We start from the raw sequence: 24,787 nt of genomic DNA on the forward strand, positions 1-24,787 counted from the left end.
ACTTCGCTCGCCTAGAGGCAGCGAGCAGCGCGTTCGCTGCATCAGGCGCTGGCACCCGGCGCGCCGGCCTCAGGCCAGCCGCCACATCCAGCCGCGGGTGTCGGGCGCCGCGCCGCGCTGGATGGCGGTGAGGCGATCGCGCAGCCGGTGGGTCACCGGGCCCGGGGTGCCGTCGCCGATGTCGTAGCCGCCGCCCTCGTGCTTGACGGTGCCCACGGGCGTGATCACCGCGGCGGTGCCGCAGGCGAACACCTCGGTGAGGTGCCCGGACGCGACCTCCTTCTCCACCTCGTCGGTGGAGATGCGGCGCTCGGTGACCGTCGCCCCCTCCTCGGCCGCGAGCTCGAGCAGCGAGCGGCGGGTGACGCCGGGCAGCAGCGAGCCGGTGAGCTCCGGGGTGACGACCTCCGTCGCCCCCGAGGAGTCGGTGAACACGAAGAAGAGGTTCATGCCCCCCATCTCCTCGATCCACCGGTGCTCGAGGGCGTCGAGCCACACCACCTGGTCGCAGCCCTGGGCCGACGCCTGGGCCTGGGCCGCGAGCGAGGCCGCGTAGTTGCCGCCGCACTTGGCCTCGCCGGTGCCGCCGGGGACGGCGCGCACGTAGTCGGTCGAGAGCCACACCGTCACCGGGGCCAGCCCCCGCGGGAAGTACGCGCCGGCCGGGGAGGCGATGAGCAGGTAGAGGTACTCCTCGCTCGGCCGCACACCGAGCCCCGACGACGACCCGAACATGAAGGGCCGCAGGTAGAGCGAGTCCTCGCCGCCGGCGGCCGGCACCCACCGCTTGTCGACCGCGACGAGCTCGCGCAGCGAGTCGACGAACAGCTCCTCGGGCAGCGGCGGCATCGCGAGGCGCTCGGCCGAGCGTTGCATGCGCGCGGCGTTGGCCTGCGGGCGGAACGCGTGCACCGAGTCGTCGGCCCAGCGGTAGGCCTTGAGCCCCTCGAAGATCGTCTGGCTGTAGTGCAGCACGACGGAGGCCGGGTCCATGGCCAGCGGCTGGTACGGGCCGACCTGGGCGTCGTGCCACCCGCGGGCGGCGTCCCAGGAGATGGTCACCATGTGGTCGGTGAAGAACTTCCCGAACCCGGGCGCGGCGAGTACCTCCGCCACACGCTCCGCGGTCGCCGGGGCGGGGTGCGGGGTGTGGGCGAAGGTCGTACTCATGGCGCCAGACTAGTCCGCCGGGCGGGTCGGACGCGCCCCCGACACCGGCGGGCGGAGGCGCCTCCGGGGTCTCAGGCCCGCCGGCGACGGGTGATCGACCAGTGGTTGGTCCCCGCCTCGAGGGCGTAGCTGACGTCGTCCACGGCGGCGCGGGCGAGCGCGAGGCCCCGGCCCCTCTCGGCCAGCGCGTCCGGGAGGACGGCCGCCCCCGGGTCGACGTCGACGGGCGGTCCGTCGTCGTACAGGTCGGCGGTGAGGTCGGCCGGTCCGGCGCCGAGCTCGACGGTCAGGCCGACCGCGCCGTGGGCCCCCGCGTGCTCCACGACGTTGGCGACCAGCTCGGCGAGGGCGATCTCGAAACTGGTCCGGTCGGCGTCGGCGACGCCGTCGACGTCGACGAGGAGATCGGCGAGCAGGGCATGGACCTGCTCGAGGCACTCCGGGGTGGCCGGGACCCGGAGCCTGCGGTGGTGGACTCCGTCAGCGCTCACCGACGGCCTGCTCGACGGTGCCGTGCGGGCGCAGCACCCGGTCGAGGTTCGTCAGCGACAGCACGGTCTGCACCTGCTCGGGGACGCTCGCGATCCGCAGGTCCCCGCCGGCCTGCCGCGCGGTCTTCAGCCCCGCGATGAGGGCGCCCAGCCCCGACGAGTCCATGAAGTCGGTGCTGCTGAGGTCGACGACGACGCGCGACCGGCCGCCCTGCACCGTCGTGGCCACCACCTCGCGCAGCCGCGGTGCCAGCACCATGTTCAGCCGCCCGTGCGGCCGCAGGACCGCGGTGTCCGGGGCGACGCCCTCCGTCTCCACGTCGATCACGTGCTCTCCTCCTCGCTGACCTCCGCGTCCGATCCGCGGAATCGCACGGCCTGGACGACGACGCTGAGCACCACGAGGTCGTAGATCACCCAGGCGACGTTGACGACGGTGCCCTGGACGGTCGGGGCGAACCCCAGGACCGCCCGGACGGTGCCGATGACGGCGGCGGCGACGAGCAGGCCCATCGCGATGAGCTGCGGACGGATCAGGCCCCAGGACGGGCCACCGGTCCGTCGTTCCTTCGACGTGACGACGAAGCCCAGGCTCCGCCCGAAGAGCACGTTCGCCACCGCGGTCGTGGTCGCGCGGATCCACAGCGGGAACAGCGCGAGGCTGTACTGCTGGCCGCGCCACGTCTTGATCCCCCAGCCGACGACCAGGAACAGCAGCTGGTTGACGACGAGGAACGGGATGAGGCGGGAGAGGAAGTCGCCGCCGAAGCTCTGGACCGGCTTCACCCCGAAGCACAGGTAGATCACCGGTGCCGCGATGTAGACGAGGGCCGCGAACCCGGAGAGGTAGCTCCACATGGTCGCGAAGTACATGAGGCGCTGGCCCCAGCTCAGGCCCCGCTGGACCAGCGGGTTCTCGCGCAGCATCACCTGCAGCGTGCCCTGGGCCCACCGCAGCCGTTGGTGGAGCATCGTCCCCAGGTCCTCGGGGGCCAGGCCCGAGGCGAGGATCTCGTGGTGGAACACGGACCGCCACCCGAACGCGTGCAGACGCATCGCGGTCGCCATGTCCTCCGTCACCGAGATGGTCGCCATCGGCATCACCGGCTGGGCCTCGTCGCCGCGGTCGACGTCGACCGACCCGACGAGCGCGCGCACCGACTCGATCGCCCCGAGCGGGGACCACTCCCGGGCGCTCAGCTGGTCGAGCACCTCGTCGTCGACGGCGGCGACGTCGAGCCCGTGGCGACCGGTGGGCAGCTCGCCGATGGCCGCGAGGTCCGCGCGCATCCGGTCGACGTCGGAGGCGACCAGCCCGCGCGCGGCGTCGTCGACCGTGCGCTGGAACCGGTAGGTGACCTCGGCGACCGGGTGACCGGCGTCGAGGGCGGCCATGGCGTCGTCGACGGCGACCCGCACGCGGTCGAGCGCGGCCACGGCGTCCGAGCCGGCGGCGAGGGCGTCGCGACGGGCCTGGCGCAGCAGGTCTCGCCCGCTGCGCAGCGCCCGCCGCACGCCGCGCTCGACCTCGCGGACGTAGCCGACGATGCCGAGCTGCATGAGCGCCTCACGGCGGACCACGGCGTTCGAGCCGCAGAAGAACGCGGCGTTCCACCCGTCCTTGCCCTGCTGGATCGGCCCGTAGAACAACGGCGCCTGGCTGCCCAAGGGGTCGGCCTCGGTGACGTTCGAGAACCACTGCGGGGTCTGGACGAGGGCGACGTCGTGGTCGTCGAAGTACCCCAGGGTCCGGTCGAGGATGCGCGGGTCGGGGATCTGGTCGGCGTCCAGGATCAGCAGGAACTCGCCCTCCGTGGCGAACAGGGCGTTGTTGAGGTTGCCGGCCTTCGCGTGACGGGGACGGTCGGCCCAGTCGTCGCTGCGGGTGAGGTAGCCGACGCCGAGGGCCTCGGCCGCCTCGCGCATCTCGGGACGGGCGCCGTCGTCGAGGATCCAGGTGCGGTGCGGGTACCGGATCGCCGCGGCCGCGCGCGCCGTCGTGGCCACGAGGTCGATCGGTTCGTTGTAGGTGGTGATGAGGACGTCGACGGTCGCGTCCGGTGGTGGCGGGGGCGGCTCACCGCGGTCCCGGATGCGCCACATGGCGAGGCCGAACAGGAAGCCGTCGATGAGGCTGTAGGTCTCGGCCAGCACGAGGGGAACGGCGATCCACCAGTTCTCCCAGTTCACCGAGTACAGGTAGCGCCAGACGATGTAGTTCCCGCCGAGGACCAGCGTGGCCAGGATCAGGAGACGGATCAGGGCCTGCTTGCTCCACAGCGGCACGCGCGTGCCGTGCCTGCTCACCCGGCCTCCTGTCGGCGGACGACCTGCACGGTGACGTCGTCGCCCAGGTCGTCCGCGGCGGCGAGGGCCTCGACGCGCCGGACCACCTCCTGGGCCGATCGCGCACCGCGCAGCAGATCGGCGACCTGCTCGAGTCCGGTGAGCGGGTCGCCCAGCAGGTCGAGGACGCCGTCGCTGACGACGACGAAGAGGTCGCCCGGCGCGAGCTCGACCTCCACCGTGTCCCAGGTCTGCTGCGGGAGGACCCCGAGGGGCATGCCCCCTCCCCGGCTCGGTGTCCAGGTCCCGTCGGCGTGCAGGACGAGGACGAGCCCGTGTCCGGCGTCCACGTGGCGCAGGCGCGCCCGATCGGGGTCGAGGCGGGCGTGGAGCAGGGTGACCAGCGTGTTGGTGGGTCCGAGGTCGGCCTCGAGGGCCGTGGCCGCCGTGGCGACCGTCGCGGCGGGGTCCGGCGACGACGCCGCCGTGCGCAGGGCCGCGCGGACCGTGGCCATGAGGATGGCGGCGCCGATGCCCTTGCCCATGACGTCGCCGAGCGCGAACCCGATGCCCCCGGGCGTGGGGTACCAGTCGTAGAAGTCGCCGCCGACCGCGCGCGCCGGGCGGCAGCGCGCGGCGAACTCGTACCCCGGCACCTGCGGCGGTGAGGTGGGCAGCAGGGAGCGCTGGACCTCGGCGGCCCGGTCGAGCTCCTCGGAGCGGGTCAGCTCGTCACGGGCCCACCCGGCGAGCTCCGCGAGCAGCGCCCGGTCGGCGTCGGAGAACGGTCGCGCCTGCTCGTCGAGGAGGCACAGGGTGCCCACCGGTCGGTCCGCCCCGGAGGTGGTGATCGGGTGGCCGGCGTAGAAGCGCAGGTGGGGGTCGCCCGCCACCATCGGGTGCCCGGCGAACCGGGCGTCGGTGCTGAGGTCCTCGAGCACGTAGGTGTCGGCCTCGGCGATGGTGGCGTTGCACGGCGAGTGGGTGCGCGGCGCCGCGTCGGCGTCGAACCCCGCACGGGCGAGGAACCACTGCGTGTCGCGGTCGAGCATCGTCACCGTCGCGACGGACACGTCGAACAGTCGCCGCGCGAGCCGGATCAGGCGGTCGAGCTGCGCCGTCCCGCGAGCCGAGGCCAGCTCCACGACGTCCTCCGCCGCGCGGACCCGGCGCGCTTCCACATCCATCTCGTCCGTCTCCAACAGTCCCCCCGTACAGACCTGTCCGCTACATCGTATGGCCCAGTATTTGGCGCCGGGTTACCCGGTACGGCGGCGAGAACGCACCTGGGTGCCCGGCACTGGTCACCGGACGGGCTCTGCGACAGGGTCGAGCGGTGTCCCTCGCCTTCGGCCTGACGGCCGACGACCCCGCGGCGCTCGGCGCCTTCACGGCGGCGACGGGGGTCACGCCCTCGATCTCGGCGTGGTTCCGCGACTGGTCGGGCGAGCCGGCGTTCGACGCGGCTCGAGCCGACGCCGCGCGGCGGTGCGGTGCCCTGCCCCTGGTGACGTGGGAGCCGTGGACCGCCGGCCGGGGTCCCGACCAGCCGGAGTACGCGCTCGCCCGGATCGCCGCGGGCGACCACGACGACCGTGTCACCGCCGTCGCCGAACAGGTCCGGGACTGGGGCGGGCACCTCGCGCTGCGCTTCCTGCACGAGCTCGACGCCCCGCACTACCCGTGGGGTGCCGGCGTGAACGGCAACACTCCCGACCACGCCGTCGCCGCCTGGCGCCACGTCCGCCGGCTCTTCCGGGCGGTCGGCGCCCACGACGTCACCTGGATCTGGTGTGTGAACGCGCCCGGGAGCGTCCCGTACCGCCCGCTCTACCCGGGCGACGAGTGGGTGGACTGGGTGGCCGTCGACGGCTACAACGGCGGCTCCGCCATGCCGTGGGGAGGCTGGCGCAGCCCCGACGACGTCTTCCTGCCCGCGCTCACGGACCTCCGCCGCACGTCCGGCCGGCCCCTGGTCATCGCCGAGGTCGCCTGCGCCGAGCAGGGCGGCGACAAGGCCCGGTGGATCCACCGGCTGTTCGAGCTGGCCGTCGAGCACGACGTGCGGGCGTTGGTCTGGTTCGACCACGACAAGGAGACCGACTGGCGGGTCGCGTCCTCGCCGGCGGCGTTCGAGGCCGTGCGCCGCGAGGTCCGGGTGGCCGGCCGGCTCGGTCCGCCGCCGTGAGCTGACGGCGTCAGGACTCCCGACCGTCCGGGCCGACCGGGGCCGGGCGCTCCGGCGCCAGGACCGCCCGCGTCACCAGCCCCGCCACCCGCCCGTCCCGCACCAGCCACGCGGCGGGCGCGTCCCCGAGCGCCGCGCGGGCGTCCGCGGGCGTCTCCCCCGCCCCGACGCTCGGCGGCGCGGGACGCACGTGGGCGACGACCGGGTCGCCGTCGGGCAGGCCGTCGAGGTCGGTCGCCGTGAGGGCGCCCAGGATCTCCGAGGGCGCCGCGGGACCGGACTCGCGGTCGCGGGCCACCGGCGCGGGCCCCGGCACGCCGTCGAGCACCTCCCGGGCCCGGGCGACGGTCCACGACGCGCGGAGCACCGGCACGTCGGCGACGTCCAGCTCCCCGACCGACCCGGGCTCCTCGAGGAACCCGAGCCGGCGCAACCAGCCGTCGTCGTGGTACTTCGACAGGTAGGCCCGGCCCGAGTCCGGCGCGACGACCACGACGACGTCGTCGGGGCCGAGGTCGGCCGCGACGCGCAGCGCGCCGGCGACCGCCGTCGCCGACGACCCGCCCAGCAGCAGCCCCTCCTCGCGGGCCAGGCGACGCGCGGTCGCCATGGTGGTGCGGTCGTCGACGCGCACGACCTCGTCGGCCACCGCCCGGTCCCAGTTGGCGGGCCAGGGGTCGTCGACGGTGTCGGGGTGGCGGTAGTGCCCGATCGCCTCGACGTAGTACGGGCTGCCGTCCCCGCCGCCGTAGGCCGAGGTCAGGGGGTCGACGCCGACGACGCGCACCGGGCCCCGCTCCTTGAGCGCCGCGCCGGTGCCGGACAGCGTGCCGCCGGTCCCGATGGCGGCGACGAAGCAGGTGACCGCGCCGCCGGTCTGCTCCCAGATCTCCGGCGCGGTGGTGTCGCGGTGGGCCTGCGGGTTGGCGGGGTTGCCGTACTGGTCGGCGAGCCAGCCGCCCGGCGTCCCGTCGGCGATCCGCGCGGCGAGGTTGGTGACGTGGCGCGGGTCCTCGCGGGTCAGCCCGCCCGGGGTCAGCACCACCTCGGCCCCGTACGCCCGCAGCGCGGCGACCTTCTCGGCGGCCGTCGTGTCGGGGACGACGATGATCGTCCGGTAGCCCAGCACCCCGCCGACCAGCGCGAGCCCGATGCCGGTGTTGCCCGACGTGCCCTCGACGATCACCCCGCCCGGCCCCAGCGCCCCGGAGCGCTCGGCGGCGCGCACCATCGCGAGCGCCGCGCGGTCCTTGACGCTGCCGCCCGCGTTCTGCCACTCGGCCTTGACGTAGACGCGCGGCGCCAGCCCCTCGGTGACCCGGCGCAGCCGGATCAGGGGCGTGGCGCCGATGGCGTCGAGCACCGACTCGTGCACCGCTCCGGACACGCCTCCTCTCTACACGTCAGGATGGCGCCGTGACGTTCCCGGGCTTCGGCGACGCGGTCGTCGACTTCTACGAGGGTCTCGAGGCCGACAACACCAAGGCCTACTGGACCGACAACAAGGCGGTCTACGACGAGCAGGTGCGGGCGCCGATGCTGGCGCTGCTCGCCGACCTCGAGGCGGAGTTCGGCGCGGGCAAGGTCTTCCGCCCCTACCGCGACGTGCGGTTCTCCGCCGACAAGACGCCGTACAAGGTCCAGTGCGGGGCCACCGCGGGCGGGCGGTACGTGCAGGTCTCCGCCGACGGGCTGATGGCCGCCGGCGGCTACTACCGGATGTCCTCGGCGCAGGTGGCGCGCTACCGGGCGGCGGTCGACGACGAGCGCCTCGGCCCCGAGCTGGTGGGGATCGTCGACGACCTGCGCGCCGACGGCTTCACCATCGCGGGCGAGCAGCTGAAGTCGCGGCCCCGCGGCGTCGACCCCGACCACCCGCGCCTCGAGCTGATGCGCCACAAGAGCCTGTTCGCCTGGCGCTCCTGGCCGCCGTCGGACGAGCTGCACGAGCCGGGCCTCGCCGACCGGGTCGCGGCGACCTGGCGCCGCCTCGACCCCCTCAACCGCTGGCTCGACGACCACGTCGGGGTCGACCTCGACGACGCCGCCGAGCGCCCCGGTCGCCGCTGACTCACCGTCACCACGCGTCCCCGCCCGTACCGTGATCACCGTGCGGACGGGGACGCGGGCCGCCGTCACGGTGGGCGTGCTGCTGGTGCTCGCGCTGCTCGGGGGCCTGCTCTGGTACGCCGCGGCGGAGCGGGTGCCGCGCGCGTTCTGGGAGGTCGTCGACCCGCCGCCGCCGGAGCCGTGCTCCCAGGAGGACCCGACGACGTCCGGCTGCCTCACCCCGACGGCGCTGCGCCTGCACGACGCCGCGGTCGCCCGGTTCGGGGAGCCGGGCCGCGGCGCCCCGATCCGCTCGATCACGTGCTGGTCGGAGCACGCGTGGAACCCGTCGAGCGACCACCCCGAGGGCCGGGCCTGCGACTTCTTCCCCGCCGCGTACGGCGCCTTCGCCGAGGGCGACGACCTCGCCGACGGCTGGGCCGTGGCGCAGTGGACCCGCGAGCACGCCGACGAGCTCGGCGTCCGGTACGTCATCTGGCAGGGCCGCATCTGGTACCGGGGCAGCGCCGACGCGGGTGACGGCTGGGGCCGGGCCTACGGCGGGGGCGGCGTCTACGACCCCGACGACGCCACCGGCGGCCACTTCGACCACGTGCACGTCAGCGTCGCGTCCTCACGTGAGTGATGTTCGGAGCCATAGCTCAGAACTTCACTCACGTGGGACCGGGTCGTGCGACCAGTCGCGGAGGTTGACCTGGTCGCAGGTGAGGGCGAACGCGTCGATCTCCTCGGGCGGGGCGCCGCGGGCGAAGAGCTCGGCGAGGCCGCGGAAGTAGTGCTCCCGGGGTGCGCCGGGGACGAAGAGGATGAGGAACCGGGCGGGCTCGTCCCCGACCGCGTGGAAACCGTGCACGCCGTTCACCGGCACGTGCGCGAAGTCGCCCTCGCCCAGCACACCCCACTCCCGCCCGCTCATGACCGCGAGCCGTCCGGAGATCACCCAGAACGCCTCGGTGAAGCCCGTGTGGTAATGCGGGATGGCACCCCAGCGGCCGGGCTGGGCGGAGGTCTCGAAGAGGCCGTAGCCGCCGCCGACGACGTGGCCAGGCGCGGTGAAGATGGCCGGTCCCGCCTGTTCGGTGTCGGCCCGGAAGCGGTAGGTGCCGGGGTCGGCGTCGGGGACCTCGGTGGGGAAGCTCATCGCACGTGCGACGGGACGAACGGCGGGCTGACGACCTCGCACTCCAGCGTCCGGCCGCGCACGTCGACCGCGACGGTGTCGCCCTCGTCGAGCCCGGCGGCGGTGTCGAGCAGCGCCAGCGCGATGCCGGTCTTCAGCGTCGGGGAGAACGTGCCGGACGTGGTCTCGCCCACGGTGTCGTCGCCCCGACGCACCGTCATGTGCCCCCGCGGGACCCCGCGCCCGGTCGCCCGCAGCCCCCACGAGCGGCGCCGCGGCCCGGCCTCGCGCTCGGCCAGCAGCGCCTCGCGACCCCAGAACTCCGGCTTCTTCCAGCCCACCGCGAACCCGCACCGCGCCTGCAGCGGCGTGATGTCCGGGCCCAGGTCCTGGCCGTGCAGCGGCAGCCCGGCCTCGGTGCGCAGCGTGTCGCGGGCCCCGAGCCCGGCGGGCAGCCCGCCCCGCTCGGTGACGACGGCGGCCAGCGCGTCCCACAGCTCGCCGGCTCCCGCGACCGGCGCGATGAGCTCGTAGCCCCGCTCGCCGGTGTAGCCCGTGCGGCACACGCGCACGAAGCCGCCCTGCCACTCGGCGTCGACGAAGGCCATGTAGTCCAGCTCGGCATCCTCTGCGAGCAGCCCCACCTCCGCGAGCACCGCGGGCGACGCCGGGCCCTGCACCGCGAGCACCACGTGCGCGTCGTGCTCGTCGTCGACGGCGATCCCGTCCGGCGCGACCTCGGCCAGCCGCCGGCCCACGCCCGCGGAGTTCGCGGCGTTGGGGACGGCGAACACCTCGTCCGGCCCGACGAGGTAGAGGATCAGGTCGTCGACGACCCCGCCGTCCTCGGCGCAGCACAGCGTGTACTGCGCCTTGCCGGGGACGATGCGCTCCAGCGAGTTCGTCAGGCACCGGTCGACGAACGCCGCCGCGCCCGGCCCGTGGACGCGGACCTTGCCGAGGTGGCTGACGTCGAAGAGCCCGACGGCCTCGCGCGTGGCGGTGTGCTCGGCCACCGTGCCCCCACGACCGTCACGGCTGTACTGGACCGGCATCTCCCACCCGCCGAAGGGGGCGAACGAGGCCCCGAGGGCGACGTGGTGATCGTGCAGCGGGCTGCGTCTGGTCTCGCTCACGGTCTCCGACACCCGCGGCACGGTAGTGGAGGGCGGCCGGTCCTAGCATGTGATCGACACCGTTGACAGGGAGAGACGCGACGTGAGCAGCACCCCCCACCTCGAGGTCCTCGGCGCGCAGCCCGGCGCCGACTCCCTCGCCGACGCGGACGCCCTCGTCGTCGGCGTCCGGCCCGGCGCCGGCGGTGGGGACGGCGGTGGGGACCCGGTCCTCGCCGGCGACACGGCCGTCCTCGGCGACCTCGCCGGCGAGCTCCCGGGCCTGGTCACCCTGCTGGGCGGCACCGGGAAGGCCGAGGAGGTCACCCGGGTGCCGACGCGCGGGGCGATCGGGGTGCCGCTGGTCGTCGCGGTGGGTCTCGGCGCGGAGCCGGCCGAGGCGGCGGCGTCGGCGGGCGAGGCCCCCGACCTCGCCGAGCAGGTCCGCCGGGCGGCCGGGGCGGCGGCGCGCGCCCTGCACGGGCACGCCGCGCACGTCGTCACCACGCTCGCGACGATCGACCTCGCGGCCGCCGTCGAGGGCACGCTGCTGGGCGACTACGCCTTCACCGCCTACAAGAAGACCCCGGAGACCGCCCCGACCGAGCTCACGCGGGTCGGGCTCGTCGGCGACGGCGACGGCGACGTCGTCACCCGCGCCACCGCGGTCGCCCGCTGGGTCGCCGCCGCGCGCGACCTCGTCAACACCCCGCCCAACGACCTCCACCCCGACGCCTTCGCGCAGCGCGCGAAGGGCCTCGCCGAGTCCGCCGGCGTGACGGTGGAGATCCTCGACGAGGACCAGCTCGCCGACGGCGGGTACGGCGGGGTGCTGGGCGTCGGCGGCGGGTCGTCGCGCCCGCCGCGCCTGGTCCGCCTCACCTACTCCCCCGCGAACCCGGCGAAGAAGGTCGCGCTCGTCGGCAAGGGCATCACGTTCGACACCGGCGGCATCTCGATCAAGCCGGCCGCGAACATGGACCACATGACCTCGGACATGTCGGGGGCCGCGGGCGTCGTCGCCGCCACCTGCCTGGCCGCCGAGCTGGGCCTCGACGTCGAGGTCGTCGCCACCGTGCCGATGGCCGAGAACATGCCGTCGGGCACGGCCTACCGCCCCGGCGACGTGCTGACGATGTACGGCGGGACGACGGTCGAGGTCCTCAACACCGACGCCGAGGGCCGCCTGATCCTGGGCGACGCCATCGCGCGCGCCTGCGAGGACTCCCCCGACTACCTGCTCGAGACCTCGACGCTCACCGGCGCCCAGCTCGTCGCCCTCGGGTCGCGGACGCCCGGCGTCATGGGCACCGACGACTTCCGCGACCGCGTCGCCGGCCGGGCCCGGGCCGCGGGCGACGGCGGGTGGGCGATGCCGCTGCCCGAGGAGCTGCGCTCCGACCTCGACTCGCGGGTCGCCGACCTCGCCAACGTCACCAACCACCGCTTCGGCGGCATGCTCGTCGGGGGGATCTTCCTGCGCGAGTTCGTCGCCGAGGGCGTGCCGTGGGTGCACCTCGACATCGCCGGGCCCGCCTTCAACACCGGCGGCCCGCACGGGTACACGCCCAAGGGCGGAACCGGTGTGCCCGTCCGGACCATCGCCGCCGTGCTGGACGACATCGCGCGTCACGGATAGGACACAGGTGATGACACGGGTGGAAGGATGAACCCGACATCGCCTCCCCGGGGCCAGGAGCCCCGGGCCGGGGACACCGCACGCCACACGCCGACGCGGGAGTAGCAGCAGTGAGCGACACGTACGACGTCATCATCCTGGGAGCCGGATCGGGCGGCTACGCCTGCGCGTTCCGGGCCGCCGAGCTCGGCCTGTCGGTCGCGCTGGTGGAGAAGGACAAGGTCGGCGGGACCTGCCTGCACCGCGGCTGCATCCCCACGAAAGCGCTCCTGCACGCGGCGGAGGTGGCCGACTCGGCGCGCGAGGGCGAGCAGTTCGGCGTGAAGAGCTCGCTGTCGGGCATCGACATGAGCGGCGTGAACTCCTACAAGGACAACGTCGTCGCCCGCCTCTACAAGGGCCTGCAGGGCCTGGTGAAGGCGAACAAGGTCACGCTGATCGAGGGCGCGGGCAAGCTCGTCGGGCAGGACACCGTCGAGGTCGACGGGCAGCGCTACCAGGGCCGCAACATCGTGCTGGCCTCCGGCTCGTACTCGAAGACGCTGCCCGGGCTCGAGCTCGGCGGCCGGGTGCTGACCTCCACCGAGGCGATCAACCTCGACTACGTCCCCGACCGCGTGGTCGTGCTCGGCGGCGGTGTCATCGGTGTCGAGTTCGCCAGCGTCTGGAAGAGCTTCGGCTCCGAGGTGACGATCGTCGAGGCGCTGCCCCACCTCGTGCCCAACGAGGACGAGTTCCTCTCCAAGCAGCTCGAGCGCCAGTTCCGCAAGCGGAAGATCGCGTTCAAGACCGGCACGAAGTTCACCGGCGTCTCGCAGACCGCCGACTCGGTGACGATCTCGCTGGAGACCGGCGAGCAGATCGAGGCCGACCTGCTGCTCGTCGCCGTCGGCCGCGGCCCGAACACCGCCGACCTCGGCTACGAGGAGAACGGCGTCACGCTCGACCGCGGCTTCGTCCCGACGAACGACCGCCTGCACACCGGCGTCGGCAACATCTACGCCGTCGGCGACATCGTCCCCGGCCTGCAGCTGGCCCACCGCGGCTTCCAGCAGGGCATCTTCGTGGCCGAGGAGATCGCGGGCCTGCACCCGCCGGTGATCGACGAGAAGGGCATCCCGCGGGTCACCTACTGCGAGCCCGAGGTCGCGTCGGTCGGGCTCACCGAGGCCCAGGCCAAGGAGCTCTACGGCGACGTGCAGACGATGACCTACGACCTCGCCGGCAACGGCAAGTCGCAGATCCTCAAGACCGCCGGGGCGATCAAGCTCGTCAAGGGCGGCACCGCTGACGACGCCCCCGTCGTCGGCGTCCACATGATCGGCTCCCGGATGGGCGAGCAGGTCGGCGAGGCCCAGTTGATCTACAACTGGGAGGCGCTGCCCGCCGACGTGGCCAACCTGGTCCACGCCCACCCGACGCAGAACGAGGCCCTCGGGGAGGCGCACCTCGCGCTCGCCGGCAAGCCCCTGCACAGCCACAGCTGACCCCGAGAACCCGGCGCGAGGAGTACGAGCACGATGGCCTACACCGTCCAGATGCCTGCTCTCGGGGAGAGCGTCACCGAGGGCACGGTGACGCGGTGGCTCAAGCAGGAGGGCGACCACGTCGACGTCGACGAGCCCCTGCTCGAGGTCTCGACCGACAAGGTCGACACCGAGATCCCCTCGCCCCAGGCGGGCGTGCTGCAGCGGATCGTGGCGCAGGAGGACGACACCGTCGAGGTCGGCGGCGAGCTCGCCGTGATCGGCGACGAGGGCGAGTCCGCCGGCGCGTCCGGGGGTGACGGCGGCGGCGCGGCCGAGCCGGCGCAGGCCGCTCAGCCCGAGCCCCAGGCGTCCCAGCCGGAGCCGGAGCCGACCCCGGAGCCCGAGCCGCAGGAGCCGGCGCAACCGGCGGCCTCGTCGGGCGGGTCGTCGGGGGGCACCACCGTCGAGATGCCGGCGCTGGGCGAGTCGGTCACCGAGGGCACGGTGACGCGCTGGCTCAAGCAGGTCGGCGACACCGTCGAGGTCGACGAGCCGCTGCTGGAGGTGTCCACCGACAAGGTCGACACCGAGATCCCGTCGCCGGTGGCCGGCACGGTGCTCGAGCTGCGCGCCGGCGAGGACGACACCGTCGAGGTCGGCGGGGCGCTCGCCGTCATCGGCGACGCGTCGCAGGCCGGGGGCGGCGGCGGGTCGCCGGAGCCGCAGCCCGAGCCGCAGCAGGCCCAGCCCCAGCAGCAGACCCAGCAGGACCCGCGCCCCGAGCCCGAGCGCCCGGCCGAGCCGGAGCCCGCCGAGGCGCCGAGCGGTGCGCAGGCGGCGTCCGGGGCCGGCGACTACGTCTCCACCGAGACCGAGCAGCCCACGACGGCCAGCGGCCCGGCCAACGCCGGCGCCCTGCAGCCCCGCGAGGACACCTCGCAGGGCAACGGCGCCTCGGCGCCGAGCACCGGCGGGACGACCGAGACCGGCTCGCCGTACGTGACGCCGCTGGTGCGCAAGCTCGCGGCCGAGCGCGGCGTCGACCTGTCGTCGCTGACCGGCACCGGCGTCGGCGGGCGCATCCGCAAGCAGGACGTCGTCAAGGCCGCCGACGAGCAGGACGCCGCCGCGTCGGCCGCGTCGGCCGCGCCCGCCGCGGCCGGCTCGTCCGACGTCCCGGCCCAGGCCGCCCCGACGGGCGGTTCGGGCGGCGGCGCGGTGCACGGCGGCGAGGTGCAGAAGCCGTCGGCGTCGGGGTCGCGCGGCTCGTCGGGCGCGCCCGCCCCGGACACCTCGGGGCTGCGCGGCACCACGCAGAAGATGTCGCGGCGCCGGCAGACGATCGCCAAGCGCATGGTGGAGTCGCTGCAGATCTCCGCGCAGCTCACGACGGTCGTCGAGGCCGACGTCACGCGCATCGCCCGCCTGCGCGACCGCGCGAAGGCCGACTTCGCCAAGCGCGAGGGCGTCAAGCTCTCGTTCCTGCCGTTCATGGCGCTGGCGACGGTCGAGGCGCTCAAGGCGCACCCCGCGGTGAACGCCTCGATCGACACCGAGAAGAGCGAGGTCACCTACCACGGTGCCGAGCACCTGGGCATCGCCGTCGACTCGCCGGCGGGGCTGATCGTGCCGGTCGTGCACGACGCCGGGGACCTCAACCTGGCCGGGCTCGCCCGCAAGATCGCCGACGTGGCCGACCGCACCCGGGCGAACAAGATCACGCCGGACGAGCTCTCGGGCGGCACGTTCACGATCACCAACACCGGCTCGCGGGGCGCGCTGATCGACACGCCGATCATCAACCAGCCCCAGGTCGGCATCCTCGGCACCGGCGCCGTGGTGAAGAAGCCGATGGTGCTCCAGGACGACTCGGGCGGCGACGTCATCGCGGTGCGCTCGACGGCGTACCTGTGCCTGTCGTACGACCACCGCATCGTCGACGGCGCCGACGCCGCCCGCTTCCTCACGACGATGAAGGACCGCCTCGAGGGCGGCGCCTTCGAGGGTGAGCTGGGCCTGTAGAGCCCGGACCACCTCGCCTGACCGAAGGGCCCCTCCGCGCGACGAGACGGCGCGGAGGGGCCCTTCGCTCGGGACGGGCGCCCCACCCCGGGTCGCGGCGAGCAGGACACTCCGCGACGATCACCCCATGCGCGTCGTCATCGCCGGGTCCTCCGGGCTCATCGGCACCGCCCTGGTCCCCCGGCTGCGGGAGGCCGGCCACGACGTCGTCCGGCTGGTGCGGCGCACCCCGCAGGCCCCGGACGAGCGCGGCTGGGACCCCGCCGCCGGGCACCTCGCGCCCGGCGCGCTCGAGGGTGCCGACGCCGTCGTCAACCTGTCCGGGGCGGGCATCGGTGACAAGCGCTGGACCGGCGCGCGCAAGCAGGAGCTGCGCGACAGCCGCATGATCCCCACCGACGTGCTCGCCCGGGCGGTCGCCGACCACGGGATCCCGACCATGGTCAGCGGGTCGGCGGTCGGCTGGTACGGCGACACCGGGGCGATGGCCGTCGACGAGACCGCCCGCCGCGGCTCCGGCTTCCTCTCGGACCTCTGCCGCGACTGGGAGGCCGCGACCCGCCCGGCCGACGACGCGGGCGCGCGGGTCGTGCTGCTGCGCACGGGCCTGGTGCTCGCCCCGAACGGCGGACTGATGGGCCAGCTCAAGCCGCTGTTCCGGTTCGGGCTGGGCGGGAAGCTGGGCTCGGGCACGCAGTACATGCCGTGGATCTCGATCGACGACGAGGTCGACGCGATCCTCCACGCCCTCGAGCACGACAGCGTCGCCGGCCCGATGAACGCCACCGGCCCCGACCCGGTGACCAACGACGAGTTCACCCGCGTCCTCGCCGAGCAGATGCACCGGCCCGCGCCGTGGCTGGTGCCCGGGTTCGCGATGCGCACGGTGCTCGGCGAGTTCGCCGACGAGGGCGTGCTGGTCAGCCAGCGGGTGCTGCCGGGGGTGCTGGAGCGCGAGGGGTTCCGCTTCCGCCACCGCACCCTGTCCGAGGCGCTGCACGCGGTCCTCGACGGCTCATGACCGCGGAAGACCCCGCCGAGCTGCCCGACGCCGTCGACGTCGTCGTGGTCGGCGCCGGGCTCGCCGGCCTGCGCGCGGCCCAGGTCGTCGCGCGCGCCGGGCGCTCGGTCGTGGTGTGCGAGGCCGGCGACGGGGTCGGCGGGCGGGTGCGCACCGACGTGGTCGACGGCTTCCTCGTCGACCGCGGGTTCCAGATCCTCAACACCTCGTACCCGGCGCTGCGCGCGGCGATCGACCTCGACGCCCTCGACCTGCGCCGCTTCGTGCCCGGCGCCGCGGTCCGGGACGCCGACGGGCGCCTGCACCGCCTCGCCGACCCGCGCCGCGTGCCCACCTGGGCGCCGCGCACCGCCGTCGACCCGTTGCTCGGGCCGGGCGAGAAGGCCCGCGTCGCCGCGGTGACGCTGCGCTCGCTGCTCGTGCCGCCGTCGCGCCAGGCCCGGGCCCCGGAGCGCTCGACGGCCGACGAGCTCGCGCGCTGGGGCCTCGGCGGGCGGCCGACCGAGACGTTCCTGCGGCCCTTCCTCAACGGGGTGCTGGGCGACCGCGACCTCGAGACCTCCTCGCGGGTGTTCTCCCTGTTCTGGCGCAGCTTCGCCCTCGGCGACCTGACGCTGCCCTCGCGCGGCATCGGCGCCGTGCCCGCCCAGCTCGCGGCCCGGCTGCCCGCGGGGACCGTGCACCTCGGGACGCCCGTCGAGCGGGTGGCGCCCGGCGTCGTCGAGACGGCGCGCGGGCGGGTCCGCGCCGGCGTCGTGGTCGTGGCCACCGAGGGCACCGCCGCCGCCGGGCTCCTCGCCGGGCGCGTGCCGCCGCCGCGCACCTTCGCCCTGACCACGCACTACCACGTCACCGCCGAGCCCCCGACCCGCCAGGCGCTGCTGCACCTCGACGGGGCGGGCGGGCCGGTGGTCAACACGACGGTGCTCACCGCCGGCGCGCCCTCCTACTCCCCCGACCACCGGCACCTCGTCGCGAGCACCGTGCTCGGCCCCGACCCCCTGCCCGAGCGCGAGCTGCGCGGCGAGCTCGCCCGCCTCTGGGGCACGCCGGTCGGCGCGTGGGACGAGCTCGCGACCGTCCGGGTCCCGCGCGCGCTGCCCGCCGCCGTGCCGCCCACCCCGGTCGGCCTGCGCCGCCCCGTGGACCTCGGCGACGGCCTCTTCGTCGCCGGCGACCACCGCGACACCCCGTCGACCCAGGGCGCGCTGGTCAGCGGGCGGCGGACCGCGCAGGAGGCGCTGGCGCACCTCCGGCAGGGGTAGCGTCGGCCCCGTGAGCCGCTCCAGCCGCGCCGCCAGCGAGCCCGTCGAGGTCCACGAGCTCGGCACCGTCGACTACCTCGAGGCCTGGGAGCGCCAGCGCGCGCACGCCGACGCGCGGGTCGCGGGCGGCCCGGACACGCTGCTGCTGCTCGAGCACCCGTCGGTCTACACGGCGGGGCGTCGCACGCGGCCCGAGGAGCGGCCGGTCGACGGCACGCCGGTGATCGACGTCGACCGCGGCGGCAAGATCACCTGGCACGGCCCGGGGCAGCTCGTCGGCTACCCGATCATCGGGCTCGCGCAGCCCGTGGACGTCGTCGACCACGTGCGGCGGCTCGAACAGGCGCTCATCGCGGTGTGCGACGCCTACGGCCTCGCGGTGGGCCGCATCGACGGCCGCAGCGGCGTCTGGCTGCCCGCCGACGACCGCGGCCCCGCCCGCAAGATCGCCGCGATCGGCGTGCGCGTGGCCCGCGGCGTGACGCTGCACGGGTTCGCCCTCAACGCCGACCCGGACCTCGCGGCGTTCGGCGCCATCGTCCCGTGCGGCATCCGCGATGCCGGCGTCACCAGCCTCACCGCCGAGCTCGGGCGCCACGTGGGTGTCGACGACGTCCGCGACGCGACCCGGGAGGCCGTCCTCGCGGCCCTCGACGGCTCGCTCGCGCTGACCGAGCGCACGCTGCCCGCGCCGCCCGACGCGGCGCCCGACGCCGCGCAGGACGTCACGGTCGGCGGGCTGACGGTGCGGGTCGGCGCCGCGCGCTGATCGCTTGACACCCTCTCCTCGACGACGCGACGGTGCGCTGGATCACATCGCCGCCCCGAGGAGCTCGCCGTGGACGTGTCCGTCGCCTTCCCCACCGCGCTGAGCACACCCGAGGACATCGCCGTCGCCGAGCACCTGGGTGGGCTACGAGCGGGCGTGGATCTACGACACCCCGCAGCAGAGCCCCGACGTGTGGATGACGCTGGCTCTCGCCGCGGCGCGTACCGAGCGGATCGGGCTCGGTCCCGGCGTCCTCGTCCCCACCCTGCGCCACCCGATGGTCAACGCCGCCGCCACCGCGACCCTGGCCGCGCTCGCCCCGGGGCGCGTCGCGATCTCCTTCGGCACGGGCTTCACCGGGCGGCGCGCGATGGGCTACCGCGCGATCCCGTGGTCTTTCATGGACGCCTACATCCGCGCCTACCGGGGTCTCCTGCGCGGCGAGGTCGTCGAGTGGGAGGGCGCGTCGATGCGGATGCTCCACCCCGACGGCCACGCGCCGGCGCGGCCGATCGAGGTGCCCGTGCTGGTCGGGGCCCTCGGCCCGAAGGGTGACGCCGTCGCCCGCGAGCTCGGCGACGGCCTGTTCGTGACGCTCGCGCAGCCGGAGTTCATGTCGGCGTACTCCTGGGTGCCCTACCTCGCGTGGGGCACGGTGCTCGACGAGGACGAGGAGCAGGACTCCGACCACGCGCGTGAGGCCGCGGGCCCCGGGTGGGCGCTCGCCTACCACGGCGCCTACGAGTTCGGCGGCCCCGACGCCGCGCGCGGGCTCGTCGGCGGCGACGTGTGGATGGACACCGTCGAGCAGACGCCGGAGAAGCAGCGGCACCTCGCGGTGCACGTCGGGCACTGCGTCGAGCTCAACGACGCCGACGAGGCGGCCTGGCGGGCCGGCGGGTACGCCATGGTGCGCGAGGCGACCCTGACCGGGACCCGCCACGAGATCCGCGACCGGCTCCACGATCTCGCCGCCCGCGGCGTCACCGAGATCGTCTTCCTGCCCTGCGGCCCGGACACCCGTGGTGAGCTGGAGCGCTTCCTCGACGCCGCCCGCTGACCTACACCTGCGGCGCGATCGCCGAGGCCACCAGCTCGAGGTGGTCGAGGTCGGAGAGGTCGAGGATCTGCAGGTAGACGCGCTGCAGCCCGGCCTCCTCGCGGAACGCCCCGAGCTTGTCGACGACCTCGGCGGGCGTGCCCGCGAGCCCGTTCGCGCGCAGCTCGTCGGGCGCGCGGCCGATGGCGGCGGCGCGGCGGGCGACCTCGGCGTCGTCCTTGCCGGTGCAGACGACCTGGGCGGTCGAGCGGCCGAGCGTCGCGGGGTCGCGCCCGCGCTCGCGGCAGGCGTCGTCGACGCGCTCTCGGCCGGCGACGAGGTCGTCGAGCCCGGCGAAGGGCATGTTGAACTCGGTCGCGTAGGTCGCGGCGAGCTGCGGCGTCCGCCGCGCGCCGTTGCCGCCGACGATGATCGGCGGGTAGGGCGTCTGCAGCGGCTTGGGCAGGCCGGGGCTGTCGGCGAAGGTGTAGTGCTCGCCGTGGTGGGTGTACGGGACGCCGACCGGGGTGAGCCAGGACCCGGTGAGGATCTCCAGCTGCTCGGCGAGCATCCCGAAGCGCTCCGACGTCGACGGGAACGGGATGCCGTAGGCGCGGTGCTCGGCCTCGTACCAGCCGGTCCCGAGCCCGAGCTCGACGCGCCCGCCAGACATCTGGTCGACCTGCGCGACGGCCACCCCGAGCGGGCCGGGCAGGCGGAACGTCGCGGCGGTCATGAGGGTGCCGAGCCGGATGGTGGTGGTCTCGCGGGCGAGCGCCCCGAGCGTCACCCACGCGTCGGTCGGCCCGGGCAGGCCGTTGGCCTCCCCCATCGCCAGGTAGTGGTCCGACCGGAAGAACGCGTCGAACCCCGCGTCCTCCGCCGCACGAGCCACACGGAGCAGGTCATCGTACGCGGCGCCCTGCTGCGGCTCGGTGAAGATCCGGAGGTCCACACGATCAGGGTAGTCCGGCGGTGCACATCCGAACCGTCCCCCGGGGGTCACATCCGCCCGACGCCGTCGCCCGTGCGGCGTAGGGTCGGGGGGGTGACGGTCGCCCCCAGCCAAGATCCGTCGGGCCCGCGGAAGATGTTGCGGCTCGAGGTCCGCAACTCCCAGACGCCCATCGAGCGCAAGCCGGAGTGGATCCGCACGCGTGTGGCCACCGGACCGAACTTCACCGAGCTGAAGGGCCTGGTGAAGGGCTCGGGCCTCGCCACCGTGTGCGAGGAGGCCGGCTGCCCCAACATCTTCGAGTGCTGGGAGGACCGCGAGGCGACGTTCCTCATCGGCGGCGAGCAGTGCACCCGCCGGTGCGACTTCTGCCAGATCGACACGGGCAAGCCCTCGCCGCTCGACACGATGGAGCCGCGGAAGGTCGCAGAGTCGGTCCGCCAGATGGGCCTGCGGTACTCGACCATCACCGGCGTCGCCCGCGACGACCTCGACGACGGCGGCTCGTGGCTCTACGCCGAGACCGTCCGCCAGGTGCACGAGCTCAACCCCGGCACGGGCGTCGAGCTGCTCATCCCCGACTTCGACGGGCGCGCCGACCAGCTCGGGCCGGTGTTCGACGCCGCCCCCGAGGTGCTCGCGCACAACCTCGAGACCGTGCCGCGCATCTTCCGGCGCATCCGCCCGGGGTTCCGCTACGAGCGCTCGCTCGACGTCATCCGCCAGGCCCGCGACGCCGGGCTGGTCACCAAGTCGAACCTGATCCTCGGCATGGGCGAGACCCCCGAGGAGGTCACCGGCGCGATGCAGGACCTCGTCGACGCAGGCTGCGAGCTGCTGACGCTCACGCAGTACCTGCGCCCGAGCCTGCGCCACCACCCCGTGGAGCGCTGGGTCAAGCCCGAGGAGTTCGTCGAGCACCGCGACGCCGCCCTGGCCATGGGCTTCCCCGGCGTGATGGCCGGCCCGCTCGTGCGCTCGTCGTACCGCGCGGGACGGCTCTACGCGCAGGCCAAGCTCGCGCGCGGCGAGGCGCTGCCCGAGGGCATGGCCGAGCTCGCCGAGGAGGGCCCGGCCCGCCAGGAGGTCGGCGAGGTGCTCGCACGGTTGCGGTGACGAGCACGTGAACCCATAGGGCAGGATGGGGGCATGGCGAAGCAGGGCTCCGGCGCGGCGAGCAAGGAAGAGAAGAAGGCCGCCAAGCAGGCCGCGAGGGCGGCGCGTCGCGAGCGCTTCAGCCAGATCTGGCAGGCGTTCCAGATGCAGCGCCGCGAGGACAAGCTGCTCCTGCCGCTGATGATCGGCGCGGTGCTCGGCACCGGCCTCGTGCTGTTCCTGGTCGGCCTGCTCATCGGCCAGCAGTGGTTCCTGCTGCCCACCGGCATCCTGCTCGGCGTCCTGCTGGCGGTGATCATCTTCGGTCGCCGGGTGCAGCGGAACGTCTACGCCAAGGCGAGCGGCCAGCCCGGCGCCGCCGGCTGGGCGCTCGACACCATGCGCGGCCAGTGGCGGGTCAGCCAGGCCGTCGCGGGCACGACGCAGCTCGACGCCGTGCACCGGGTGATCGGCCGCCCCGGCGTCGTCCTCGTGGCCGAGGGCGCCCCGCACCGCACGAAGAGCCTCGTCGCGCAGGAGAAGAAGCGCGTCGCCCGGATCGTCGGCCAGGTGCCGATCTACGAGGTCATGGTCGGCGAGGACGAGGGCCAGGTCCCGCTGGCGAAGCTGCAGCGGCACATGACGAAGCTGCCGCGCAACATCGACAAGAAGCAGATGGAGACGGTGGAGAAGCGCCTCGCCGCGCTCGCCAACCGCAGCGGCCCGGCCATGCCCAAGGGCCCGGTGCCGAAGAACGCGCAGCAGCTCAAGGGCATGCAGCGCACCGCCCGCCGGCGCTGAGCGCGCCCACCGACCGCATCCGCCTACCGTGTCCGGACCACCACCGTCCGGCTCGCGCGGTCCTGCACACCGCGGGAGTCGCGGTCGACGATCAGCGCGGGGATGACGAAGAACACGGACAGGGTCCGCACCAGCGTCCACAGCAGCCCGACGCCCGCCTTCTCCGGCCGGTCGAGGCGCACGACGCGCAGGCCGAGCAGCACCATCGCGGGCGTCGCGCCGACGATCGCCACGGGCACGACCATGATCAGCGCCCAGGTCAGCAGGCTCCAGTTCTGGGGCAGCGCGGGGTAGGTGAACAGGCCCGCGAGCAGGCTGGCGATCAGCGCGTCGAGCAGGAACTGCGCGCCGCGGCGGCCCAGCGTCGCCACCGAGCCGGGACCGCGTTCGGGCAGGCCGAGGCGCTCGCCGGGGTGGCCCTCGGACTCCGGCGCCCCGCGTGGGGCCGACCCGCGTGCCTCCGGCGGCCGCGTCGCGCGGCGTTCGGCGGTGTCGCCGGGAGCGTCGGACGGAGTGCGGGAGGGCGTGTCGGCGGGAGGGGCGGAGCCGTCCAGCCATTCACGGAACCACGACACCGTGACAGGCTACGGCGGACCGGGAGCGCGGGCGGGCTGGAGACGACGGCGAGACCGCAGCGGTACCGCTGCGTCGCCGCCCGAGCACCCGGTGCGCGTTAACTGCTGTGAAACATGCTGGTGACGACCGAGCAACAGCACCCACCTAGCGTCGGGATCACCTGGACCGGTCACGGTCGATGCCCCCGATCAGTGGGTACGGTGCGATCCGCTGACCACTCGACCCCCGTCGTCACCGGCAAGCGTGTGAAGGAGCCACCGAGGGTGTTCAACAATCAGGACGAGGTCTTCAAGTACATCTCCGACGAGGGGGTGAAGTACGTCGACGTCCGCTTCTGCGACCTGCCGGGGCAGATGCAGCACTTCACCGTGCCGGCGTCGGAGTTCGACGAGGACGTGTTCACCACCGGCTTCGCCTTCGACGGTTCGTCGATCACCGGTTTCCAGAGCATCAACGAGTCGGACATGTCGCTGCTGCCCGACATCGCGACGGCCCGCATCGACCCGTTCCGCGCGCAGAAGACCCTCAACGTCAACTTCTTCGTGCACGACCCGCTGACCCTCGAGGCCTACAGCCGCGACCCGCGCAACGTCGCCCGCAAGGCCGAGAAGTTCCTCTCGACCGTCGACGTCGCCGACACCTGCTTCTTCGGCCCCGAGGCGGAGTTCTACATCTTCGACTCGGTGCGCTACGAGTCGAAGGCCAACGGGACGTTCTACGAGGTCGACTCGGTCGAGGGCGCCTGGAACGCCGGACGCGACGAGCCGGGCGGCAACAAGGGCAACAAGATCGCCTTCAAGGGCGGGTACTTCCCCGTCGAGCCGACCGACCAGAGCTCCGACCTGCGCGCCGCCATCGGCACCAACCTCATCAACGCCGGCTTCGAGCTCGAGAAGCTGCACCACGAGGTCGGCACCGGCGGCCAGGCCGAGATCAACTACAAGTTCAACACGCTGCTGCACGCCGCGGACGACCTGCAGCTGTTCAAGTACATCGTCAAGAACACGGCGTGGCAGGCCGGCAAGAGCGTGACCTTCATGCCGAAGCCGCTCGCCGGCGACAACGGCTCGGGCATGCACTGCCACCAGTCGCTGTTCAAGGGCGGCGAGCCGCTGTTCTACGACGCCAACGGCTACGCGGGGCTGTCGGACCTGGGCCGCCACTACATCGGCGGCATCCTGCACCACGCCCCCAGCCTGGTCGCGTTCACCAACGCCACGGCGAACTCGTACCACCGCCTGGTGCCCGGCTTCGAGGCCCCGATCAACCTGGTCTACTCGAACCGGAACCGCTCGGCCTGCGTCCGCATCCCGATCACCGGCGACAACCCGAAGGCCAAGCGCCTCGAGTTCCGCTGCCCCGACTCGTCGGGCAACCCGTACCTGTCCTTCGCCGCCATGATGATGGCCGGCCTCGACGGCATCCGGAACAAGATCGAGCCGCCGACGCCGATCGACAAGGACCTCTACGAGCTGCCCCCGGAGGAGGCCGCGAACATCGCGCAGGTCCCGGCCAGCCTCGACGCCGCGGTGAACAACCTCGAGGCCGACCACGACTACCTGCTCGAGGGCGGCGTGTTCACCTCGGACCTCATCGAGAAGTGGATCGAGCTCAAGCGCGACGACGTCACGGGCCTGCGCCTGCGTCCGCACCCGTACGAGTTCGAGCTGTACTACAACTGCTGATCAGCGGCTGA

23 protein-coding genes are annotated in these 24,787 nt (G+C 74.1%); 13 read left to right on the top strand and 10 right to left on the bottom strand.

Annotated features, from left to right (window positions below; genetic code table 11):
• Positions 1–69 precede the first annotated feature (69 nt).
• The 5 genes from PH190_RS10930 to PH190_RS10950 all read right to left on the bottom strand — a co-directional run bounded on the left by PH190_RS10930 (position 70) and on the right by PH190_RS10950 (position 5,134).
• The gene (locus PH190_RS10930) at positions 70–1,170 is read right to left on the bottom strand and encodes a branched-chain amino acid aminotransferase (protein WP_274231531.1); all 1,101 of its coding nucleotides are present in this window, start codon (positions 1,168–1,170) and stop codon (positions 70–72) included.
• Positions 1,171–1,241: 71 nt separating this feature from the next.
• Complete coding sequence (locus PH190_RS10935) at positions 1,242–1,661, bottom strand: ATP-binding protein (RefSeq protein ID WP_274231532.1); 420 nt, start codon at positions 1,659–1,661, stop codon at positions 1,242–1,244.
• A complete protein-coding gene (locus PH190_RS10940) occupies positions 1,651–1,989 on the bottom strand; it encodes an STAS domain-containing protein (RefSeq protein WP_274231533.1) in 339 nt (112 codons plus the stop codon). Before PH190_RS10940 ends, PH190_RS10935 begins: the two co-directional genes overlap by 11 nt.
• Positions 1,986–3,968: a glycosyltransferase gene (locus tag PH190_RS10945; protein WP_274231534.1), complete on the bottom strand. Its 1,983-nt coding sequence runs from the start codon at positions 3,966–3,968 to the stop codon at positions 1,986–1,988. Before PH190_RS10945 ends, PH190_RS10940 begins: the two co-directional genes overlap by 4 nt.
• Positions 3,965–5,134, bottom strand: a complete 1,170-nt coding sequence (locus PH190_RS10950; protein WP_274231535.1) for a PP2C family protein-serine/threonine phosphatase — start codon at positions 5,132–5,134, stop codon at positions 3,965–3,967. The genes PH190_RS10945 and PH190_RS10950 overlap by 4 nt, the downstream gene beginning before the upstream one ends.
• A 149-nt stretch (positions 5,135–5,283) precedes the next feature.
• On the opposite strand from PH190_RS10950, the gene PH190_RS10955 reads away from it, so the two are divergent.
• Entirely contained in the window at positions 5,284–6,135 is an 852-nt protein-coding gene (locus tag PH190_RS10955; RefSeq protein ID WP_274231536.1) for a glycoside hydrolase family 26 protein, read from the top strand.
• Positions 6,136–6,145: 10 nt separating this feature from the next.
• On the opposite strand, the gene PH190_RS10960 is transcribed toward PH190_RS10955, so the two are convergent.
• Positions 6,146–7,522 (bottom strand): PLP-dependent cysteine synthase family protein, encoded by a 1,377-nt coding sequence (locus PH190_RS10960; protein WP_274231537.1) that lies wholly within the window; start codon positions 7,520–7,522, stop codon positions 6,146–6,148.
• A 29-nt stretch (positions 7,523–7,551) separates the two neighbouring features.
• Here PH190_RS10960 and PH190_RS10965 point away from each other — a divergent pair, with 29 nt between their 5' ends.
• Together PH190_RS10965 and PH190_RS10970 are read left to right on the top strand one after the other, a co-directional pair.
• Complete coding sequence (locus tag PH190_RS10965; RefSeq protein ID WP_274231538.1) at positions 7,552–8,205, top strand: DUF2461 domain-containing protein; 654 nt, start codon at positions 7,552–7,554, stop codon at positions 8,203–8,205.
• Between the two features lie 40 nt (positions 8,206–8,245).
• The gene (locus PH190_RS10970; protein WP_274231539.1) at positions 8,246–8,830 is read left to right on the top strand and encodes a VldE C-terminal domain-containing protein; all 585 of its coding nucleotides are present in this window, start codon (positions 8,246–8,248) and stop codon (positions 8,828–8,830) included.
• 24 nt (positions 8,831–8,854) lie between these two features.
• On the opposite strand, the gene PH190_RS10975 is transcribed toward PH190_RS10970, so the two are convergent.
• The gene (locus PH190_RS10975; RefSeq protein WP_274231540.1) at positions 8,855–9,346 is read right to left on the bottom strand and encodes a cupin domain-containing protein; all 492 of its coding nucleotides are present in this window, start codon (positions 9,344–9,346) and stop codon (positions 8,855–8,857) included.
• Positions 9,343–10,473 (bottom strand): glycine cleavage system aminomethyltransferase GcvT, encoded by a 1,131-nt coding sequence (gene gcvT, locus PH190_RS10980; protein WP_274231541.1) that lies wholly within the window; start codon positions 10,471–10,473, stop codon positions 9,343–9,345. The genes PH190_RS10975 and gcvT overlap by 4 nt, the downstream gene beginning before the upstream one ends.
• 70 nt (positions 10,474–10,543) lie before the next feature.
• On the opposite strand from gcvT, the gene PH190_RS10985 reads away from it, so the two are divergent.
• The 7 genes from PH190_RS10985 to PH190_RS11015 all read left to right on the top strand — a co-directional run bounded on the left by PH190_RS10985 (position 10,544) and on the right by PH190_RS11015 (position 19,685).
• Complete coding sequence (locus PH190_RS10985; protein ID WP_274231542.1) at positions 10,544–12,079, top strand: leucyl aminopeptidase; 1,536 nt, start codon at positions 10,544–10,546, stop codon at positions 12,077–12,079.
• Positions 12,080–12,189: 110 nt separating this feature from the next.
• A complete protein-coding gene (gene lpdA, locus PH190_RS10990; protein WP_274231543.1) occupies positions 12,190–13,566 on the top strand; it encodes a dihydrolipoyl dehydrogenase in 1,377 nt (458 codons plus the stop codon).
• Between the two features lie 33 nt (positions 13,567–13,599).
• Positions 13,600–15,570, top strand: a complete 1,971-nt coding sequence (gene sucB, locus PH190_RS10995; protein ID WP_274231544.1) for a 2-oxoglutarate dehydrogenase, E2 component, dihydrolipoamide succinyltransferase — start codon at positions 13,600–13,602, stop codon at positions 15,568–15,570.
• A 127-nt stretch (positions 15,571–15,697) separates the two neighbouring features.
• The gene (locus tag PH190_RS11000; RefSeq protein WP_274231545.1) at positions 15,698–16,591 is read left to right on the top strand and encodes a TIGR01777 family oxidoreductase; all 894 of its coding nucleotides are present in this window, start codon (positions 15,698–15,700) and stop codon (positions 16,589–16,591) included.
• Positions 16,588–17,856 carry an FAD-dependent oxidoreductase gene (locus PH190_RS11005; protein ID WP_274231546.1) on the top strand — a complete coding sequence of 423 codons (1,269 nt, stop codon included), beginning with the start codon at positions 16,588–16,590 and terminating at the stop codon, positions 17,854–17,856. The genes PH190_RS11000 and PH190_RS11005 overlap by 4 nt, the downstream gene beginning before the upstream one ends.
• 10 nt (positions 17,857–17,866) lie before the next feature.
• Positions 17,867–18,625, top strand: coding sequence for a lipoyl(octanoyl) transferase LipB (gene lipB / locus PH190_RS11010; RefSeq protein ID WP_274231547.1), 759 nt, complete (start codon positions 17,867–17,869; stop codon positions 18,623–18,625).
• A gap of 139 nt (positions 18,626–18,764) precedes the next feature.
• Positions 18,765–19,685, top strand: coding sequence for an LLM class flavin-dependent oxidoreductase (locus PH190_RS11015; RefSeq protein WP_274231548.1), 921 nt, complete (start codon positions 18,765–18,767; stop codon positions 19,683–19,685).
• A gap of 1 nt (position 19,686) precedes the next feature.
• On the opposite strand, the gene PH190_RS11020 is transcribed toward PH190_RS11015, so the two are convergent.
• A complete protein-coding gene (locus PH190_RS11020; RefSeq protein ID WP_274231549.1) occupies positions 19,687–20,619 on the bottom strand; it encodes an LLM class F420-dependent oxidoreductase in 933 nt (310 codons plus the stop codon).
• 135 nt (positions 20,620–20,754) lie between these two features.
• On the opposite strand from PH190_RS11020, the gene lipA reads away from it, so the two are divergent.
• The gene (gene lipA / locus PH190_RS11025; protein WP_274231650.1) at positions 20,755–21,735 is read left to right on the top strand and encodes a lipoyl synthase; all 981 of its coding nucleotides are present in this window, start codon (positions 20,755–20,757) and stop codon (positions 21,733–21,735) included.
• Positions 21,736–21,768: 33 nt separating this feature from the next.
• Entirely contained in the window at positions 21,769–22,515 is a 747-nt protein-coding gene (locus PH190_RS11030) for a DUF4191 domain-containing protein (RefSeq protein ID WP_274231550.1), read from the top strand.
• 23 nt (positions 22,516–22,538) lie between these two features.
• Here the strand turns inward: PH190_RS11030 and PH190_RS11035 are convergent, their stop codons facing one another.
• Entirely contained in the window at positions 22,539–23,090 is a 552-nt protein-coding gene (locus PH190_RS11035) for an RDD family protein (RefSeq protein ID WP_274231551.1), read from the bottom strand.
• A 264-nt stretch (positions 23,091–23,354) separates the two neighbouring features.
• Here PH190_RS11035 and glnA point away from each other — a divergent pair, with 264 nt between their 5' ends.
• Positions 23,355–24,776 (top strand): type I glutamate--ammonia ligase, encoded by a 1,422-nt coding sequence (gene glnA / locus PH190_RS11040; protein WP_274231552.1) that lies wholly within the window; start codon positions 23,355–23,357, stop codon positions 24,774–24,776.
• The last annotated feature ends 11 nt before the right edge of the window (positions 24,777–24,787 follow it).

The sequence above is a fragment of the Actinomycetospora straminea genome (genome assembly GCF_028737255.1).
GTDB classification, from domain to species: Bacteria; Actinomycetota; Actinomycetes; order Mycobacteriales; family Pseudonocardiaceae; genus Actinomycetospora; species Actinomycetospora straminea.

Coding starts and splice junctions, on each gene's coding strand:
- PH190_RS10930 (WP_274231531.1), bottom strand. CDS start 1,170: ATGAGTACGACCTTCGCCCACACCCCGCACCCCGCCCCGGCGACCGCG.
- PH190_RS10950 (WP_274231535.1), bottom strand. CDS start 5,134: ATGGATGTGGAAGCGCGCCGGGTCCGCGCGGCGGAGGACGTCGTGGAG.
- PH190_RS10975 (WP_274231540.1), bottom strand. CDS start 9,346: ATGAGCTTCCCCACCGAGGTCCCCGACGCCGACCCCGGCACCTACCGC.
- sucB (WP_274231544.1), top strand. CDS start 13,600: ATGGCCTACACCGTCCAGATGCCTGCTCTCGGGGAGAGCGTCACCGAG.
- PH190_RS11000 (WP_274231545.1), top strand. CDS start 15,698: ATGCGCGTCGTCATCGCCGGGTCCTCCGGGCTCATCGGCACCGCCCTG.
- PH190_RS11005 (WP_274231546.1), top strand. CDS start 16,588: ATGACCGCGGAAGACCCCGCCGAGCTGCCCGACGCCGTCGACGTCGTC.
- lipA (WP_274231650.1), top strand. CDS start 20,755: ATGTTGCGGCTCGAGGTCCGCAACTCCCAGACGCCCATCGAGCGCAAG.
- PH190_RS11030 (WP_274231550.1), top strand. CDS start 21,769: ATGGCGAAGCAGGGCTCCGGCGCGGCGAGCAAGGAAGAGAAGAAGGCC.